Origin of the sequence: Streptomyces sp. NBC_01006 (assembly GCF_045162725.1) — a bacterium.
Taxonomy (GTDB): Bacteria; Actinomycetota; Actinomycetes; order Streptomycetales; family Streptomycetaceae; genus Streptomyces.
This window is the reverse complement of record NZ_CP108700.1, coordinates 2103211-2121036: the sequence shown is the minus strand read 5'-3', so window position 1 is coordinate 2121036 and position 17826 is coordinate 2103211. Positions and strand designations below refer to the sequence as shown.

General features: G+C 74.3%; 16 protein-coding genes. 7 read left to right on the top strand and 9 right to left on the bottom strand.

Annotation, left to right across the window (positions count from 1 at the left end):
- Positions 1–91 precede the first annotated feature (91 nt).
- From OG509_RS09605 to OG509_RS09595, 3 genes are all read left to right on the top strand, one after another.
- Positions 92–3718 (top strand): DNA polymerase III subunit alpha, encoded by a 3627-nt coding sequence (locus OG509_RS09605; RefSeq protein WP_406181702.1) that lies wholly within the window; start codon positions 92–94, stop codon positions 3716–3718.
- Positions 3715–4704 (top strand): hypothetical protein, encoded by a 990-nt coding sequence (locus OG509_RS09600; protein WP_406181700.1) that lies wholly within the window; start codon positions 3715–3717, stop codon positions 4702–4704. The genes OG509_RS09605 and OG509_RS09600 overlap by 4 nt, the downstream gene beginning before the upstream one ends.
- Before the next feature lie 224 nt (positions 4705–4928).
- The gene (locus OG509_RS09595) at positions 4929–5795 is read left to right on the top strand and encodes an esterase/lipase family protein (protein ID WP_406181698.1); all 867 of its coding nucleotides are present in this window, start codon (positions 4929–4931) and stop codon (positions 5793–5795) included.
- A 32-nt stretch (positions 5796–5827) separates the two neighbouring features.
- On the opposite strand, the gene OG509_RS09590 is transcribed toward OG509_RS09595, so the two are convergent.
- From OG509_RS09590 to OG509_RS09580, 3 genes are all read right to left on the bottom strand, one after another.
- Positions 5828–6880, bottom strand: a complete 1053-nt coding sequence (locus OG509_RS09590) for a lytic polysaccharide monooxygenase (RefSeq protein WP_406181696.1) — start codon at positions 6878–6880, stop codon at positions 5828–5830.
- Between the two features lie 237 nt (positions 6881–7117).
- Positions 7118–7600, bottom strand: a complete 483-nt coding sequence (locus tag OG509_RS09585) for a DUF402 domain-containing protein (RefSeq protein ID WP_406181694.1) — start codon at positions 7598–7600, stop codon at positions 7118–7120.
- Positions 7597–8541: a GNAT family N-acetyltransferase gene (locus tag OG509_RS09580; protein ID WP_406181692.1), complete on the bottom strand. Its 945-nt coding sequence runs from the start codon at positions 8539–8541 to the stop codon at positions 7597–7599. The genes OG509_RS09585 and OG509_RS09580 overlap by 4 nt, the downstream gene beginning before the upstream one ends.
- Positions 8542–8594: 53 nt before the next feature.
- On the opposite strand from OG509_RS09580, the gene OG509_RS09575 reads away from it, so the two are divergent.
- A complete protein-coding gene (locus tag OG509_RS09575) occupies positions 8595–8999 on the top strand; it encodes a GntR family transcriptional regulator (RefSeq protein WP_406181690.1) in 405 nt (134 codons plus the stop codon).
- Between the two features lie 13 nt (positions 9000–9012).
- Here OG509_RS09575 and OG509_RS09570 read toward each other — a convergent pair whose 3' ends face one another.
- A complete protein-coding gene (locus OG509_RS09570) occupies positions 9013–9555 on the bottom strand; it encodes an FABP family protein (protein WP_406181688.1) in 543 nt (180 codons plus the stop codon).
- A 122-nt stretch (positions 9556–9677) separates the two neighbouring features.
- Positions 9678–10778 (bottom strand): DUF5925 domain-containing protein, encoded by a 1101-nt coding sequence (locus OG509_RS09565; RefSeq protein WP_385589076.1) that lies wholly within the window; start codon positions 10776–10778, stop codon positions 9678–9680.
- A 231-nt stretch (positions 10779–11009) separates the two neighbouring features.
- Between OG509_RS09565 and OG509_RS09560 the strand changes: the two genes are divergently transcribed.
- Positions 11010–11813, top strand: coding sequence for an SGNH/GDSL hydrolase family protein (locus OG509_RS09560; protein WP_406187516.1), 804 nt, complete (start codon positions 11010–11012; stop codon positions 11811–11813).
- Between the two features lie 18 nt (positions 11814–11831).
- Here OG509_RS09560 and OG509_RS09555 read toward each other — a convergent pair whose 3' ends face one another.
- The gene (locus tag OG509_RS09555) at positions 11832–13601 is read right to left on the bottom strand and encodes a serine/threonine-protein kinase (RefSeq protein ID WP_406187515.1); all 1770 of its coding nucleotides are present in this window, start codon (positions 13599–13601) and stop codon (positions 11832–11834) included.
- A 314-nt stretch (positions 13602–13915) separates the two neighbouring features.
- On the opposite strand from OG509_RS09555, the gene OG509_RS09550 reads away from it, so the two are divergent.
- Entirely contained in the window at positions 13916–14185 is a 270-nt protein-coding gene (locus tag OG509_RS09550; RefSeq protein ID WP_406181686.1) for a hypothetical protein, read from the top strand.
- 35 nt (positions 14186–14220) lie between these two features.
- Here OG509_RS09550 and OG509_RS09545 read toward each other — a convergent pair whose 3' ends face one another.
- Positions 14221–15444: a CaiB/BaiF CoA transferase family protein gene (locus OG509_RS09545; RefSeq protein WP_406181684.1), complete on the bottom strand. Its 1224-nt coding sequence runs from the start codon at positions 15442–15444 to the stop codon at positions 14221–14223.
- Between the two features lie 83 nt (positions 15445–15527).
- A complete protein-coding gene (locus OG509_RS09540; RefSeq protein WP_406187514.1) occupies positions 15528–16655 on the bottom strand; it encodes a type ISP restriction/modification enzyme in 1128 nt (375 codons plus the stop codon).
- 183 nt (positions 16656–16838) lie between these two features.
- Between OG509_RS09540 and OG509_RS09535 the strand changes: the two genes are divergently transcribed.
- Positions 16839–17003, top strand: coding sequence for a hypothetical protein (locus OG509_RS09535; RefSeq protein ID WP_385589072.1), 165 nt, complete (start codon positions 16839–16841; stop codon positions 17001–17003).
- A 28-nt stretch (positions 17004–17031) separates the two neighbouring features.
- On the opposite strand, the gene OG509_RS09530 is transcribed toward OG509_RS09535, so the two are convergent.
- Positions 17032–17781, bottom strand: coding sequence for a GntR family transcriptional regulator (locus OG509_RS09530; RefSeq protein ID WP_385589070.1), 750 nt, complete (start codon positions 17779–17781; stop codon positions 17032–17034).
- Positions 17782–17826 lie beyond the last annotated feature (45 nt).

The window sequence follows — 17826 nt, the reverse complement described above, 5'->3', positions numbered from 1 at the left end:
GCAGGGGCGGGCCGAACGGATGACGGGCGGGAGGCGGCCGGACCAGCAGGGTCATCGAACGAATGTTTCGCACGAATATTCGAATTGCTCTATGGTGGAGACGGGGGTGGTGTTCACGTTCGAGCGAAGCAGGAGGCCGCGGGTGCCTGGTTTTACGCATCTGCACACCGTTTCGGGGTTCTCCATGCGCTACGGAGGCTCCCACCCCGAACGGCTGGCGGAACGCGCCGCCGACCGGGGCATGGACGCCCTCGCCCTGACCGACCGCGACACCCTCGCGGGCGCCGTCCGGTTCGCGAAGGCCTGCGCCAAGGCCGGGATCCGGCCGCTGTTCGGGGTCGACCTGGCCGTGTCGCCCGCAGCGGGCTCCGTGGGGCCGGGGGGCTCCGCGGGGCCGGGCGGAACGGCCGGCTCGGGCGGCTCCGGCGGCTCGGCCGGCTCCGGCGAGGCCTCCTACCGGCGGCGGACCCCCGTCGTCGGCGGCGCCTTCGTCGACGAGTCCGCACCCCGGGCCACCTTCCTGGCCCGCGACGGCGCCGCCGGCTGGGCCGAGCTGTGCCGTATGGTCACCGCCGCCCACGCCCACGCCCACGCCCAGGCCTCCGCCTCCGCCGGAGACGGCCTGCCGGTGCTGCCCTGGGCGGAACTGCGCGGCGAAGGGGTCTGCGTACTGCTCGGGCCCGGGTCCGAAGTGGGGCGGGCGCTGGCCGCCGGCCGGCCGGACCGGGCCGCCCGGCTGCTCGCGCCCTGGCGGGAGATCTACGGGGACTCCCTCCGCCTGGAGGCCGTCGACCACGGCCGCACCGGCACCGGCCCCGGCTCGCTGCGCCTGGCCGCCCGTACGGTCGGCTTCGCCGCCGAGCAGGGCGTCCCGGCCGTGCTGACCAACGCCGTCCGGTACGCCGACCCCGGCCAGGGCCCCGTCGCCGACGTCCTCGACGCGGCCCGCCGGCTCGTCCCCATCGACCCCCGCGCCCTCGACAGCGGCGAGCGCTGGCTCAAGGACCCCGCCGCCATGGCCGCGGCCGCCGACCGGATCTGCCGGGCGGCCGGCCTGCGCCCCGCCGACGCGCGCGGGCTGCTCGCGCAGACCCGGCGTACCGCCGAGGCCTGCGCGGTGGACCCCGAGGACGACCTCGGCATGGGCTCCGTGCACTTCCCCGAGGCCCACCTCGTCGGCGCGGCCCACCGCACCGCCCAGCGGGTCCTCGCCTCCAGGGCCTCCGCCGGCATGGTGCTGCGCGGCTACGCCGACGACCGCGCGTACTGGGAGCGGATGCACCACGAGCTGGACATCATCGCCTACCACGGGTACGCCTCGTACTTCCTGACGGTCGCCCAGGTCGTGGAAGACGTACGGGAGATGGGCATCCGGGTGGCCGCCCGCGGCTCCGGCGCCGGCTCCCTCGTCAACCACCTCCTCGGCATCGCCCACGCCGACCCCGTCGAGCAGGGCCTGCTGATGGAGCGGTTCCTGTCCAAGCGCCGCCACGTCCTGCCCGACATCGACATCGACGTGGAGTCCGCCCGCCGGCTGGAGGTCTACCGGCGGATCATCGACCGCTTCGGCACCGAACGCGTCGCCACCGTCTCCATGCCCGAGACCTACCGGGTCCGGCACGCGATCCGCGACGTCGGGGCCGCCCTGTCCATGGACCCGGCCACCGTCGACCGGCTCGCCAAGGCCTTCCCGCACATCCGGGCCCGCGACGCCCGCACGGCCCTGGCCGAGCTCCCCGAACTGCGCGACGTACGCGGCGAGGAGCACGGGCGGCTGTGGGAGCTCGTCGAGGCGCTGGACGCGCTGCCGCGCGGGATCGCCATGCACCCGTGCGGGGTGCTGCTCTCCGACGCCTCGCTGCTCGCCCGCACCCCCGTGGTGCCCACCAGCGGCGAGGGCTTCCCGATGTCCCAGTTCGACAAGGACGACGTGGAGGAGCTCGGGCTGCTCAAGCTCGACGTGCTGGGCGTACGGATGCAGTCCGCGATGGCGCATGCCGTCGCGGAGATCCGGCGCGGTACGGGGCAGGAGCTCGACCTGGACGACCCGGCGCAGGTGCCGCCGGGCGACGGGGCGACGTACGAACTGATCCGCTCGGCCGAGACGCTGGGCTGCTTCCAGATCGAATCGCCGGGCCAGCGCGACCTGGTGGGGCGGCTCCAGCCGGCCACCTTCCACGACCTGGTCGTCGACATCTCGCTGTTCCGGCCCGGGCCGGTCGCCGCCGACATGGTGCGGCCGTTCATCGAGGCCCGGCACGGGCGGGCCCCGGTCCGCTTCCCGCACGAGGACCTGGCGGACGCGCTGCGCGAGACGTACGGGGTGGTGGTCTTCCACGAGCAGATCATCGAGATCGTGCACGTCATGACGGGCTGTGGGCGCGACGAGGCGGACCGGGTGCGGCGCGGGCTCTCCGACCCCGAGTCGCAGGCGCGGATCAAGGTGTGGTTCGCGGCGAAGGCGGGCGAACGGGGTTACTCGGCCGAGGTGATCGGCCGGACCTGGGAGATCGTCGAGGCGTTCGGCAGTTACGGCTTCTGCAAGGCGCACGCGGTGGCCTTCGCCGTGCCGACGTACCAGTCGGCGTGGCTGAAGGCGCATCACCCGGCGGCCTTCTATGCCGGGTTGCTGACCCACGACCCCGGGATGTACCCGAAGCGGCTGCTGCTGGCGGACGCGCGGCGGCGGGGCGTGCCGGTGCTGCCGCTGGACGTGAACCGGTCGGCGGTGGCCCACCACATCGAACTGGTGTCCGAGGCCGGGGCTCCGCCGGTGTGGGGGCTCCGGCTGGCCCTGGCCGACGTCCACGGCATCGGCGAGGCGGAGGCGCGGCGGATCGAGGACGGACAGCCGTACGGATCGCTGCGCGACTTCTGGGACCGGGCGCACCCCAGCCGGCCGGTCGCGGGGCGGCTCGCGCAGGTCGGAGCGCTGGACGCCTTCGGCGCCAACCGGCGCGACCTGCTGCTGCACGTGGCCGAACTGCACGGCGCGCAGCGGTCGGCGGGGGCCCGGACGGGCGGTGTCCAACTCCCGCTGGACGGCAGGCGGTCCACGGCCCCGGTCGGCCTGCCCGACCTGAACGAGGCGGAGCGGCTCAGCGCGGAGCTGGGCGTGCTCGGCATGGACGCCTCACGGCACCTGATGGGGGACCACCACGCCTTCCTCGCGGAGCTGGGGGCGGTCCCGGCCCGCAGGCTGCGCGAGGTCGAGCACGGCCGGACGGTGCTGGTCGCGGGGGCCAAGGCGGCCACCCAGACCCCGCCGATCCGCTCCGGGAGGCGGGTCATCTTCACCACGCTGGACGACGGGACGGGCCTGGTCGACCTGGCCTTCTTCGACGACAGTCACGAGGCGTGCGCGCACACCGTCTTCCACTCGTTCCTGCTGCTCGTACGCGGTGTGGTCCAGCGGCGCGGACCGCAGAGCCTGAGCGTGGTCGGCGAGGCGGCCTGGGACCTGGCCGAGCTGGTGGAACTGCGGGCGGCGGGCGGCCTGGACGCGGTCGCGGCCCGCCTGGCGGAGCCGCTGCCGGGTGACGGGGGTGACAGGGGTGACGGGGGCGGCGGGCACGCGGCCGGCTCCGCCGATTCCGGGCGCCGCATCCACCTGTCCACCGGGTACGAGATGAACCCGTGGGCCGACCTCCAGCCGCCCGGCGACCGCGCCGCCACCGGCCGCAAGCTGTGGCACTCCAGCCCGGGGAGCGCGGGATGACCCCGGCCAACGGAGTCCTGCACGTACGGTGCGCTCCGGCGCTGACCGAGGAGGGGTACCGCGAAGTCCTCGAACTCCTGCGGGAGTTCTCCCCGACGGTGCAGGCCCTGCCGCCCCGGGCGGCGCTGGTGCACGTACGCGGGGCCCGGCGGTACTTCGGCGCGGACGCCGGCCGGATCGCCGAGCTGGTGCGGCTGCGCGCGCTGGCCCGGCTCGGCACCGACGTACGGATCGGGGTCGCCGGGACCTGGGCGGTGGCGGCGACGGCCTCCGCCCGGGTGCCCGGGCCCGGCGGGGTCCTGGCCGTGCCCGAGGACGGGGTGGACGCCTTCCTGGGCCCGCTGCCGGTGGAGGCGCTGTACGGCACCGGCGCCAAGCATGCGGAGGCGCTTCGCGGGTACGGACTGCACACGATCGGCGCGGTCGCGGCCGTCTCCCCGGGCACCGTCGAGCGGATCCTGGGGCAGCGGGCGGGCCGGCTGGCCGCGGAGCGCGCCCGCGGGATCGACCCGCGCCCCGTCACTCCGAAGGACCTGCCCCCGTCGGCCGCCGTCCGCAGCGGCTTCACCCGGCACGAGCTCGACGGTCCGCACGCCCGGGCCGTGCTCCTCGCCCTGGTGGTCCGGCTGGGCGCGGTGCTGCGCGGCCGCAGCCAGGCCGCCCGGGCCCTGTCGCTGACGCTGCAGTTCGCCGGCGGCACCCGCTGGGAGCGGACCCGGCGGCTCCCCGAGGCGTCCGGGCACGACGAGGACCTGCGGGCGGCGGCGTACCGCCTGCTGGACGCGGCCGGGCTGCAACGGGCCCGGCTGACCGGCATGGTCCTGCGCGCCGAGGACCTCACGGACGCCGGGCGGGCGTCCCGGCAGATCTCGCTGGACCCGGTCCGCGAGGCCCGCCTGACGGTGGAGGCGGCCGTCGACCGCGCGAACGCCCGCTTCGGCCCGGGCACGGTCCGCCCGGCGGCCACCTTCCGCCGCGCGGCCTAGGGCAACGCGTCTACCTCGGGGGGCGGCAACGCGGCCGCCTCGGGCGGGACTTGACGGACGATCGTCCCGGCCTCGCGCCGAGGGCCCGACACGCATTTTTTACTGACGCGTAACTTTCAAGTTTTGCTACTCGCCCGTAATTTGGCCGAAGCAGCACCCCCCTTGTGATCCGGATCACGGGACGAACCCCCACGTATTTCCCTGACCCGCAAGGAGATCACCCGATGCTGCCCTGGCGACGCCTGCTCCGCCCGCTGGCCGTCCTCACCCTCGCCGCCGCCGCCCTCGTCGCCCCCACCGGCGCCGCGCAGGCCGCGTCCGCACCCAGCAGCGGCTGGAACGACTGGTCCTGCAAACCCTCCGCCGCCCATCCGCGCCCCGTCGTCCTCGTGCACGGCACGTTCGGCAACTCCGTGGACAACTGGCTCGGATTCGCGCCGTACCTCGTACACCGCGGGTACTGCGTCTACTCGCTCGACTACGGGCAACTGCCCGGCGTGCCCTTCTTCAACGGGCTCGGCCCCATCGACAAGTCGGCCGGCCAGCTCCAGGTGTTCGTCGACAAGGTGCTGGCCTCCACCGGGGCCGCGAAGACCGACATCGTCGGCCACTCGCAGGGCGGCATGATGCCGAACTACTACCTCAAGTTCCTCGGCGGCGCCCCCAAGGTGGGCGCCCTGATCGGGCTCGCCCCCGACAACCACGGAACCACCCTCGACGGGCTCACCCAGCTGCTCCCGTACTTCCCCGGCGCCGAGGACCTGATCAGCTCGGCGACCCCGGGGCTGGCCGACCAGATCGCCGGATCCCCCTTCGTCACCAAGCTGAACGCGGGCGGGGACACCGTCCCCGGGGTCCAGTACACGGTCATCGCGACGAAGTACGACGAGGTCGTCACGCCGTACCGGAGCGCCTTCCTCCAGGGGACCGGCTCCAACGTGCGCAACGTCGTGCTCCAGGACCTGTGCCCGCTGGACCTCTCCGAGCACGTCGCCATCGGGCTCACCGACCGGATCGCCTGGCACGAGGCGGTCAACTCCCTCGACCCGGCGCACGCGACCCGGACCACCTGCGCGTCGGTCTTCGAGTGACGCGCAGGTGACGGACCGGTGAGGCCGTCCGACTAGCGGCTGCCGTGGCGGCCCGGCGCCGTCGCACGGCGTCGGGCCACGCCGAACAGCACGGCCGCTCCGACGGCCAGCACGCCTGCCCCGGCGATCGCGATCGCCGGGGTGGCGGCGCTTGTGCCCGTCTCGGCGAGGTTGGTGCCCGCGGGAGAGTCCGACGGGACCGGGGCGGGGGCGGCGGCGCCGTTCGTCCTCGGGTCGTTGTCGCCGTGGCCGTTGTGCTCCACGGTGGACTTGCTCTCGCCGTCCGCGATCTGCTGGTCCGTCGGGGCCTTGGGCGCGTCCGAGGGGCGCCCGTCCCCGGTGGAGGGCTTGGCGCCGGGCTCCGTACTCGGCTTCGTGCTCGGCTTCGTGCTCGGGGTGGTGCCGGTGCCGGTGCCGGCACCGTTGCCGCCGCTCCCGCCGTTGTCCTTGCCGAACACCACGTCGGAGCAGGTGTAGAAGGCCTCCGGGCTGTCCGAGCGCTGCCAGATGCTGTAGATCAGGTGCCGCCCGGACTTGTTCGGCACGCTCCCGGAGAACACGTAGTCCCCGTTCTGCATGCCCGGGTCGGTGACCTTCGCGAACGGCGCCGACTCCAGGTCCGACCACTTCAGCGGCTTCGACGGGTCGTAGCCGTCCTTCGTGACGTACAGCTCGAAGGAGCCCTTGTGCGGGGCGGTCCCCTTGTACCGGAAGGTGTGCGCGCCCGAGGTCATCGGGCTGGCCGGCCAGTCGGCGCGGGCCAGGTCCAGGCCCCGGTACTTGTCGTTGCCGGCGGAGCAGAGCTGCCCGTTCGGGATCAACGACCGGTGGTTGCCCGCCGCGTTGGCGATGTTCACCGCGTTCCAGTCGTAGAACGCCTGGGCGCCGCTCGCCGCCACCGCCGCCTTGCAGGCGGCCGACTTCGGCGACTCCGGCCCCTCCGCGTAGCAGGCCGCCACCCGGCTGACGGGGTCCGTCATCGAGCCGTGCGCGGCCGCGGGCCCGGCGGCGTACGCGGCCACCGCGAGCGGGGCGAGGCCGACGGCGGCGATACGGGTCACGGTGCGGCGGCTGCGTGCGGGCATGGGTGGGTCTCCTTCGGAGCGGCGGTGCGGGCACCACGGTCGTGGGTGTGCCGGGAGCCGGCCGGGCGGCGCCGCCCCCCGCAGGATCCGACGCCGCCCCATGCCCTCCTCGGCCCCGCCAAGCTAGCCCCCCGCACCCCCGCCACCACCCCTTTCAGGGCCCTCCCGAAGATCCTTAGGCTCCGCTTAAGGAATCACTAAGCGGGCCCACAGGAAGAGGGGGCGCGGGAGCCGGGATCAGGTGAGGAGGGCGGTCAGGCCCTCCGGGGTGTGTGCCTGGGCGGCCAGGGCGTCGAGGGCGCGCACGGCTTCGGCCGCCGCCCGCGGGTCGCTCTCCCCGAGGCCGCTCGCCGCGAACTCGTCCTCGTCCAGCCGCAGGACGCTCGCTCCGTCCGCCGAGACCCACAGGTCCAGGTCCAGGTCCTCGACGAGGATCCCGTCGTCCCGCACCACCGCCGGGCGCGTGATGTCGCAGTACCAGCCCTTGAGGACGCCCTCGCCCGTCCGGACCTCCTTGACCGCGTACCAGCGGGTCCGCCAGAAGTGCTCGGTGAACACGTCGCCCGGCTCGAAGCGCACGAAGCCGAAGTCCCGTACGCCCTCCGCCGCCCAGGGGGCCCGTACGGAGATCCGGTCGCCCGTGTCGGCGACCAGGGCGGCGGGGTAGCGGATCTTGGTGCGGCCCGCCTTGGTGAGGGTGACGGTGAATCGGTCGGTCATGGCCTGTTCTCCGGCTTCTTGGCGAAGCGCGTCTCGGTCGCGCAGATCTCGTACCCGAACCACTTGTTGACGGCGAGCATCGGCTCGTTCCCCGTGTCGTTGCCCGTGAAGGCCTCCGTGTAGCCGGCGGTGCGGGCGCGTCGGAGCGAGTCCGTCTTGGCGAGCTTGGCCAGCCCGCGGCCGCGGAACGCGCGCAGGGTGCCGGTCATCGCCGAGCCGTAGCGGGTGGCGCCGTCGGTCCGGGCCGCGCAGAACGCGGCCACGACCCCGTCGACCAGCACGACCCGGGTCAGCTCCCGGTCGAGCGTCGGCTCGTTCCAGACGCTGCCCAGCCAGTTCTCGTAGTCGCCCGGCACCTCCGGTACGTCGCCCGGCTCGTCGGCGGACACCGCCGCGTCGGCCTCGAACAGCGGGCGCGGGTCGGCGGCGAAGGCCGAGGCCGGGCGCAGCTCGACCCCGGCGGGCAGGACGGCCGGGAGCTCCGGCAGCGGGCCGGAGGCCAGGTCCAGGCGCAGGAAGTGCGCGGAGCGGGAGGGGCGGTAGCCGCGCCGCTCGGCGAAGGAGCGGTGGGCCGGCTCGTCGAGGACCCAGGCGTACGTCTCCACCGCGCCCTCGGCGGCCAGGTACTCCTCGGCCGCGCGCAGCAGGGCGGTCCCGGCGCCGCGGCCGCGGTGCGCGGGGTCGACGTAGGCGTTGACGAAGGACTGGCCGGGCTCGGGGCTCCGGTACACGAGCCCGAGCTGGGCGGTGCCCACGACGAGGCCGTCCTCGGTCTCGGCGGTGAGGACGCGGTAGCGCTTGTCGGGGGGCGCGGTGGCCAGCTCGTGGGCCAGACCGGCAGGCGTGGTGATCATGAAGGGCAGCGCGGCGCGGCGCACCCGTACGACGGACTCCACGTCCGGAGGATCGCCCGGGCGGAGGTCGCGGATCTTTACGGTCATGGCGTCGACCGTAGGCGCGGGGGCGGGGCGAATGCCTCCGAATTTCCCGGCGGATGGGGGAGAATCGCCGGGTGACCTCGACGAATCTGAAGATCCGGATCGACGGTGAGGCCGGCGCGGCCGCCCCGTACGAGCAGCTGCGCGCGCAGATCGCGCGGGCGGCGCGCTCGGGGGAGCTGCCGGTCGGGTACAAGCTGCCGACGGTGCGCGGGCTCGCCGAGGAGCTGGGGCTGGCGGCGAACACGGTCGCGAAGGCCTACCGGGCCCTGGAGGGCGACGGGGTGATCGAGACCCGCGGCCGGAACGGGACCTTCGTCGCGGCGGCCGGCGACGGGGCCGCCCGCGAGGCGGCCGCCGCCGCGCAGGCCTACGCGGAGCGCGCGAAGCGGCTGGGCCTGAGCTTCGACGAGGCGACCGCGGCCGCCCTCGACGCCCTGCGCGCCCGCTACGGCAACTGACGGACCCCGGCCCCTAGTCCTTGTACGGGTGCAGTTGCGCCCGGAGGTGGTGGTGCAGGGGCTGGCCCATCGCCGCCATGTCCTGCTCGATCGCCAGCTCCCCGCCGCCGAAGGCGTACCGGCGCCGCATGGCGGTGACCTCCTTGGCCCTGGGGGTGCGGGCCACGGTGTCGGTGGCGATCTCGATCTCCGTCCCGGACACCCGGCCGACGTACGTCTCCACGATGCCCGTCGGGTGCGCGAGGACGACCTCCAGCGAGGCGTCGGGCAGGACCCGCCACCACCCGGACTCCCGTCCCGAGGGGCGCAGGGCCGTACCGGACTCGTCGATCAGCCAGGCCCGCGACTCGTAGCGCAGGAAGGGCCGGCCGTCGTGGCTGAAGGTGATCTCCTGCTCGTACCGGAACCCCTGCTCCAGGGTCGGGTATTCGCCGCGGCCCCGGCCGTGCCAGCGCCCGAGGAGGGACAGCACCGGCCGCAGCTGCGGGTGCGGCTCGGGGCCCTCGCCGAGGACGTGGCTGTCGGGGTACGGATTCTCCTGCGCCGGCTCGGGCACGTGCACTCTCCTGCTCGGTGGGTGTCCCCGGCGGCTGCGGCCGGGTCCGGGGCGGGGCGGTCCGGGACCCATTGTCTTCGCCGCGCGGGCGCGGCCCGTGCGCGCCCCGCCCGCAAGGGCACTTACAGGTACAGGCCCGGCTCCGCGCCGTGCTGGCCCTGCGGCGGCAGCAGCGACGCGGGGCCCGCGCCGCGCCGCAGCGCGAACAGTTCGGCCAGCGTGGCGCCCTCGCGCGACACCCCCTCGTCCGTGCCCAGCCAGTCCACCGCCTCGCCGTGCGTCAGCCGGCCGACCTCGATGCGGGCCAGGCAGCGGCCCGGCCGGACCACCGCCGGGTGGAGCCGCTCCAGGTCCTCGTTCGTGGTCACGCCGACCAGTACGTTGCGGCCCTGGCCCAGCAGCCCGTCCGTCAGGTTCAGCAGCCGCGACAGCGCCTGGCCCGCCGTGTGCCGGGCCTCGCCGCGGATCAGCTCGTCGCAGTCCTCCAGCAGCAGCAGCCGCCAGCGGCCCTTCGCCGTGCCCTCGTCCTCGCCGATCGCGATGTCCATCAGGTAGCCCACGTCGTTGAACAGCCGCTCCGGGTCCAGGACGCAGTCCACCTGGCACCAGTCCCGCCACGACCGGGCCAGCGTCCGCAGTGCGGAGGTCTTGCCCGTGCCCGGCGGGCCGTGCAGCAGGAGCAGCCGGCCCGCGATGTCGTCCGGTGTCACCTTCATCAGCCGGTCCATCGCCCCGGCCACCGGCGCCGTGTAGTTGGGCCGCACCTCTGCCCAGGTCCCGGCCGCGATCTGGCGGGTCGTCCGGTACGGGCCGCGGCGCGGGGAGACGTACCAGAAGCCCATCGTGACGTTTTCCGGCTGCGGTTCGGGCTCGTCCTGCACCCCCTCCGTGGCCTCGCCGAGCACGCTGGAGGCGAGTTCGTCGCTGACCGCCGTAACCGTCACGTCCGCGCCCCGGCTCCAGCGGGAGACGAGCATCGTCCAGCCCTCGCCCTCGGCCAGCGTGGCGCTGCGGTCGGAGTCGCGCGCGGAGCGCAGCACGGTGGCCTCGGGCGGCAGCAGGGTCGCTTCCGCCTTCACCCGCTCGATCGTGACGCTGTGCGAGTACGGCTGCTCGCCGGACGCGAACCGGCCGAGGAACAGCGCGTCCACGACGTCAGACGGTGAATCGCTGTCGTCGACGTTGAGCCGGATCGGCAGCGCGTCATGCGGGTTGGCTGGCATGGCGCCCATGATCCGGCACGAAGTGGCCTCGTGCACCCGTGTTTCGCCGGATCGGGTGCCCAAGTTCCCTCTTCAAACGCACCGGTGGTGAAGGTTCGGGGCGCAACTCCGCGCCGAAAATTCTTGGCATGAACACTTCCGGCCATGCCCGGCTCCCAGTACCACGGACTCAGGAGTAACTCCCGAGTAACCCCCGTGTACCTCCCCCCACAAGGAGCCGCACACATGAGCATGAAGATGTCGCGCTTCGCCGCCCTGACCTCCTCCCTGTTACTCGCCGCGGGCGCCGCCCTGTTCGGCGCGGGACAGGCGGCCGCCGCCACGGCCGACTTCGGCTACGTCGCCCTCGGCGACTCGTACTCCTCCGGCGTCGGCGCCGGCAACTACGACAGCGGGAGCGGCGACTGCAAACGCACCACCCGCGCCTACCCGGCCCTGTGGGCCGCCGCCCACGCCCCGCAGACCTTCTCCTTCGCCGCCTGCTCGGGCGCCCGTACGGGTGACGTCCTCTCCGGCCAGCTCTCCCCGCTGAACTCCGGAACCGACCTGGTCAGCATCACCATCGGCGGCAACGACGCCGGATTCTCCGACGTCATGACGACCTGTGTGCTCCAGTCCGAGTCCACCTGCGTCAACCGCGTCAACCAGGCCAAGGCGTACGTCGACTCCACCCTTCCCGGCCAGCTCGACCAGGTCTACGACGCCATCCACGGCCGGGCGCCCGGGGCCCACGTCGTCGTCCTCGGCTATCCCCGCTTCTACAAGCTCAACGGCAGCTGCGTCACCGGGCTCACGGAGGGCGAGCGCTCCGCCATCAACGGTGCGGCCGACTACCTGAACGCCGCCATCGCCAAACGCGCCGCCAACCACGGGTTCACCTTCGCCTCGGTGGCCGGCGCCTTCACCGGCCACGAGATCTGCTCCGGCGACGCGTGGCTGCACAGTGTCAACTGGCTCAACATCGGCGAGTCCTACCACCCCACCGCCGCCGGACAGTCCGGTGGCTACCTGCCCGTGTTCACCAACGCCGCCTGACGGAGGCCGCCGCGGCGGCTACGAAGCAGCGGCCTCCGGGCCCGCCGCCTCCGGGGCCGGAGTCTGCGCCTCCGGGGTCTCCGGCCCCGCGGACACCGGCCCGGCCGAGACCGGGGCCGGGGCCGGCGTACCGCTCGGACCGGGGGAGGGGGAGGCCCCGCCCGCCGGGGTCTCCCCCTCCCCTTCCGCCTCGCAGGTCACGGAGAACTCCACCCACTCCGAGGCCTGCGGGGCGTCCCCCCGCACCTCCAGCCGGACCGCGTCCGTGAAGGTCGCGCTCGGGTAGTACGTGAGCTCGGTGTGGTCCAGCTGCCGGCTCCGGGGGCCGTCCGCCTCGTACGTGACGGACTGCCAGCCGGGATCGGAGGTGACCCCGCTGCGCGTCGCCCAGCGGTACTCCAGCACCGCGGGCGTACGGTCCGCGTCGACCGTCGCCGTGAAGGCCGGTGCCTGGTCGGCGGGCGGCGGGCATGTCCCGCGGTAGTCGTCCCGTACGGCGCGCACCGCCACGGCGAACCGCGGCGCGGGCGCGGCCGACGGCGAAGCGGACGGCGAGGCCGAAGGGGACGGGGACGGGGCCGCGGACGGCGACCGCGATCCGGACGCGCTCTCGGACGCCGCCGACGAGGTGGCCGGGGCCGTCGTGCCGGTGCCCCCGCTTCCGCCCGACTCCTTGCGGTCCTTGAGCAGCAGCCACCCCAGGGCGACGATCGCCAGCAGCAGCACCACGATCCCGGCGGTCAGCACCGCCCCGGCCCGCCCCTCGCGCGGTGGCGCCCCGCCACCGGGCCCGGGTCCCGCCGGACCGGGCACCGGCGAAGGCGCCGGCGCCGGCATCGGCATGGGCATCGGCATCGGCGGGGTCGGACCGTCCTGGCGGCCCTGCCGGTGGTGCGCCGTGGCCGTCGGGGAATCCGGGCCCGACACCGCCCCGCCGGAGCCCCGTACGATCCCGCCCGCCCCGATGATCCGCAGCATCCGGGCCAGCTCCGCCGCGGGCAGCCGCTCCTGCGGATCCTTGCGCAGCAGCCCCTCCAGTACGGGCGTCAGCGGACCGGCCCGGCGCGGCGGCGGCATCTCGTCGTCCACCACCGCCCGCAGCGTGGACAGCGGGGTGTCGTGCCGGAAGGGCGTGACCCCCTCGACAGCGGCGTACAGCATCACCCCGAGCGACCACAGGTCCGACTCGGGCCCCGGGTCGCGCCCCAGTGCCCGCTCCGGCGCGAGGTACTCGGGGGAGCCCACCACCTCGCCCGTCATCGTGATCGAGGACGAGCCCTCCAGGCTGGCGATCCCGAAATCGCTCAGTACCACCCGGCCGTCGTTGGCGATCAGTACGTTGGAGGGCTTGACGTCCCGGTGCAGCACCCCGGCCTCGTGCGCGGAGCGCAGTGCGGCCAGCACCTGCTCCCCGAAGTGCGCGGCCCGCTGCGGGGTGAGCGGCCCGTCGGCCTCCAGTACGTCGGCCAGGGAGAGTCCGCGTACGAGCTCCATCACGATCCAGGGCCGGCCGTCGTCGGTGGCCACGTCGTAGACCGTGACGACCCCGCGGTGCGAGACCCGGGCCGCCGCCCAGGCCTCCCGTTCGAGCCGCCGGTACATCCGCCCGACCTCGGCGCCGTCCAGTCCGGCCGGGGGCCGTACCTCCTTTACGGCCACCTCGCGGCCCAGCACCTCGTCGCGGGCCCGCCACACGATGCCCATGCCGCCCCGGCCCAGCTGGTCGAGCAGCAGGTACCGGCCCGAGATGACACGGCCTGCGGCGGATTCCCCGCCCGGTTCACCCATGTTGTCACTCACGCGAGCCCCCAGGCGTGTCCGTGTGTCGGCGGGCGGTCACTCCAAGTTAGCGCAGTGGGCGCGATGTGGGCCCGGTCCCGGGCGGGACGCGCGCGCGGAGCTGCCGAAGGGCCCATCGGGGGCTCACGAAGGTCACGAAGCACCGCCCTCCCTGCGGAGAGTGACGGTCGACTCCGCTGAGTAACCGTCAACTCCCCGTCGCCATAGGGGTAATTCACACCACCGGGATACCCGAGCACGACGCGGGGGCGATAGGGTTACCCTGCCCGGGCCGGGTGCCCTCGTACGGGTGGGGAGAGATCATGGAACAGATAGCAATGCGCAGCAGGCCGCCTCGCGTGCCTGCCATCACCTGCGGCAGCAGTGCGACCAGCTCGCGCCTCGACCGCCACCTCGCGGTGCTGGGCGGACCCGCCGTCCCCCACTGCGAGGTCGCCGAGGCGACGCTGCTGATGCGCGAACTGACGTCCCGCGACCACACGCACCGCCTGCGGAGCCGGAGCGCGCGCGTCTCGCTCTTCGCGCCGCTGCGCCGTCTGCGTCGCACGCTCTTCGGCAGCCGCCGCTCGTAACAACGTCCCCGACCGCCATTGGTTTCGCCCCGGCCCTACGCAACCACACCATCCCGGCGCAGTGTCGTGATCTGCGCGCCCGTCATCCCCAGGGCGCGCAGCAGGGCCTCGGTGTGTTCGCCGAGCGCGGGCACCGCACCCATGTGCGGTGCCGCGCCTCCCGGCAGTCCGATCGGCGGCAGCAGCGCCCGCAGCGGACCGGCCGGTGATCCCACCTCGCGCCAGCGGTCCCGCGCCGCCAGCTGCGGGTGCTGCGCCAGCTGGGCCACCGAGTTCAGCCGCGCGCAGGCGATGCCCGCCGCCTCCAGCCGCCCGATCGCCTCGTCGGCGCCCAGCCCGGCCAGCGCCTCGGCGACCACCGCGTCGGTCTTCTCCCGGCCCCGGGTGCGTGCCGCGTTCGTCGCGTACGCCGGATCCTCGGCCAACTCCGGCCGCTCCAGCACCTGTTCGGCGAGCCTTCGCCACTCGCGGTCGTTCTGCACCGACAGCAGCACCCGGTCCCCGTCCGCCGTCGGGTAGGCGTCGTACGGGGCGATGACGGCGTGCGCGAGGCCCGTGCGCACGGGCTGTTCCCCGCCGTGCATGGTGTGGTGCAGCGGATGGCCCATCCACTCGGCCAGCGCGTCGAGCATCGAGACCTCGACCCGGCCCCCGCGCCCGGTGGCCCCGCGGCGCAGCAGGGCCGCGAGGACCCCGGAGAAGGCGTACATGGCCGCCGCGATGTCGGCGGCCGGGATGCCCGCCTTGACGGGCTGCCCGGGGGTGCCGGTCACCGAGACCAGCCCCGCCTCGCACTGTACGAGCATGTCGTAGGCGCGCTTGTGGGCGTACGGGCCCTCGGCCCCATACCCGGAGATGTCGACGGCGACCAGCCGCGGGTACCGCGCGCACAGCGCGGCCGAGTCGAGCCCGAGCCGGGCGGCGGCCCCCTGGGCGAGGTTCTGGACGAACACGTCGGCCCCGTCGAGCAGCCCGTGCAGGACCTCCAGGCCGCGCGGGTCCTTCAGGTCGAGCGCGATCGACTCCTTGCCCCGGTTGGCCCAGACGAAATGCGAGGCCAGTCCGTGCGCGGCGGTGTCGTAGGCGCGAGCGAAGTCGCCGCCGTCGGGCCGCTCGACCTTGATCACCCGGGCTCCGAGGTCGGCGAGCTGGCGGGTGGCGAAGGGGGCCGAGACGGCCTGTTCGACGGCGACGACGGTCACGCCGTCGAGGGGCGATGGTTCGACGGGGCGTGCGGGTGCGGGCGAGTCGGCTGTCATGACAGCCTGCCTACCTGCTGGGACCCCGGCTTGTCACCAGGCAGAACGTCGACGTCGCCGGCTGCGCGCGGTTCCGTGTGACCTCAGAGCAGGGCGAACTGGCCGCCCGGGCCCTCCTCGTGGTGGTCGAGCACGGAGGCAGGGCGCCGGGACCAGCGCGGCGGCGGCAGTACCCCGGCCGCCGCCAGCTCGGCGGCGGGCAGCGGCGGCCCGGCGGTGAACGCCGCCCGCTCCGGGGCCAGATCGGCCAGCAGCGCCAGGGTGGTCACCAGCGCCAGCAGCTCCGACGTCCAGGCCTGCGGCCACTCGGCCGGCCCGAGCGCCTCCAGCCCGTCGGCCTCGGGATCCCGGTGGGCGGTGCGGGCGGCGAACCAGGCCTCCAGCACCCGGATGCCGCCCTGCACCTCGTACTCCCAGGCGCCCGGCGGCACCGGGGAGACCGTTCCGGTCCCGAGGTCCAGGGTCTGGCTCTCCGGGTCGTACGTGAGCCCCTCCGGCCAGGCCTGGACCGCCGAGCGGACGTACGGGCGCCGCCCGCCCGGCAGCCGGGGCGGCTCGGCGCCGGGCCCGCCGCGCAGCTGGACGGTGAGCAGCCGGTGCCCCAGCTCCACCCCGGCCCGCCAGCGGCCGGGGTCGCCGGTCAGCGGGACCTCGTACCCCCGGGGGCCGGGCCGGCCCGCGGCGAGGATCCAGCACAGCACGTCCTGCGGGGTGACCCAGCCGCCGTAGCGCTCGCCGAGGAGCGGCAGCAGACCCGGCGCGAGATTGGGCTCGGCGCCGCCGGGGCGCCGGTGCAGCGGGCGGATCCGGCCCAGCCGGCCGGCCGGGAGGTGCGCGGTGACCAGCAGCTCAGGGGTCTCGACGGCGAAGAGCTGGTGCTCGTCCAGGACCCGCCACAGCTCCGGCCGGGCCATGTCGATGAGCCGCTGGTCGGGCAGCAGCCACTGCTCGTCGAAGGGGTCGCGCAGCACCCGTACGGGCTCCGGGCAGGGGCCCGGCACATCGGCGAAGCGGGCGGTCGACGGGGAGCGCCGGCCGGGCAGGGCCGCCGCGCCGGTGGTGGGCGTACGGCTGCGGGTCGGGCGGAACAGTCGCTCCCGCTCGGTGCCTTCGGCGCCGGTCAGGGCCGCCCAGCGGGCGCGCAGGGCCGCCGGGTCGGGGGCCGCCACCCAGGCCCGGCCCAGGCGCAGGCCGCCCACGGCCCAGGGCATCAGATCGTCCAGCAGCGGTACGTCTTCGCTCACCCGGCAGATGGTAGCGACGGGAGGCGGCGGCCGGGGGTGTGGGCGGGTGTGTGGCCGGGCTGGGTCCGGGCCGAAGAGCTAGGCTCCATATGTACGGGTATATACCTATATGCCTATGTACTTATGTGCATCGATGTCGAGGAGACGGACATGAGTCAGTACGACGAATACTCGACTCCGTCGCAGGCCGAGGGTGAACGGCTCGACGAGGACATGGACGAGAAGGAGAAGATGCAGCGCCACCACCCCCAGACGACGCGGACCACGCCGTCGCAGGCGGAGGGCGAGCGCAGCACGGACGACGAAGGGAAGTAGCCCCCGCAGGGCCTGGAGGCGGCAGCCGTCAGGTGGCGTCGACCGTCACCGTGAACGAGAACCGGTCACCCCGGTACCGGATCCGCGCCACGTCCACGACCCGCCCGTCCTCGTCGTACGTCACGCCCGTGTAGTGCAGGATCGGGCTGAGCAGCGGTACCTGGAGCAGCTCGGCCGTCTCCGGGTCGGCGAGCCGCGCCTCGACCGTGTCCGTGATCCGGCTGATCTTCACGCCCACCACGTCACGCAGCACCTTGGTCATCGGCCAGCGCGCCAGATCGGCCAGGTCCACGGCCTCGGCGACCTCCGGCCGGACCGCGTTCTCCGCCCAGTTCGTCGGCTCGCCGCTCTCCCCGTCGTGGCGGAGCCGGCGGTACGTGACCACCTCGGCCGTGTCCGGGAAGTGCTCCAGCAGCTCCCCGGACACGGCCGTCCGCGCGTGGCCGAGAATCGTCGTACGGTCGCCCGACTGCTGCGCCACGATCGCGTCGACCGATCCCAGCAGCCGTACCGGCGCCCCGCGCCGCGCACCCGGCTCGATGAACGTGCCGCGCCGCCGGTGCCGGCTGATCAGCCCCTCGCCCTCCAGCTCCTTGAGCGCCTGGCGCATGGTCAGCACGCTCACCCCGTAGTGCTCGGCGAGCTGCTCCTCGGTGGGCAGGCGCAGCGAGGCGTCCGGGGTGCGCCCCAGTATCGAGGCGCGCAGCGACTGTGACACCTGGTACCAGAGCGGTAGCTTCCGGTTGAGCACCAGAGAGTCGGGGGCGAAGGCGGTCACGGGTGGTTCTCCGTACGGACGGGGCGTGGCGCACGTGGTGCGTGG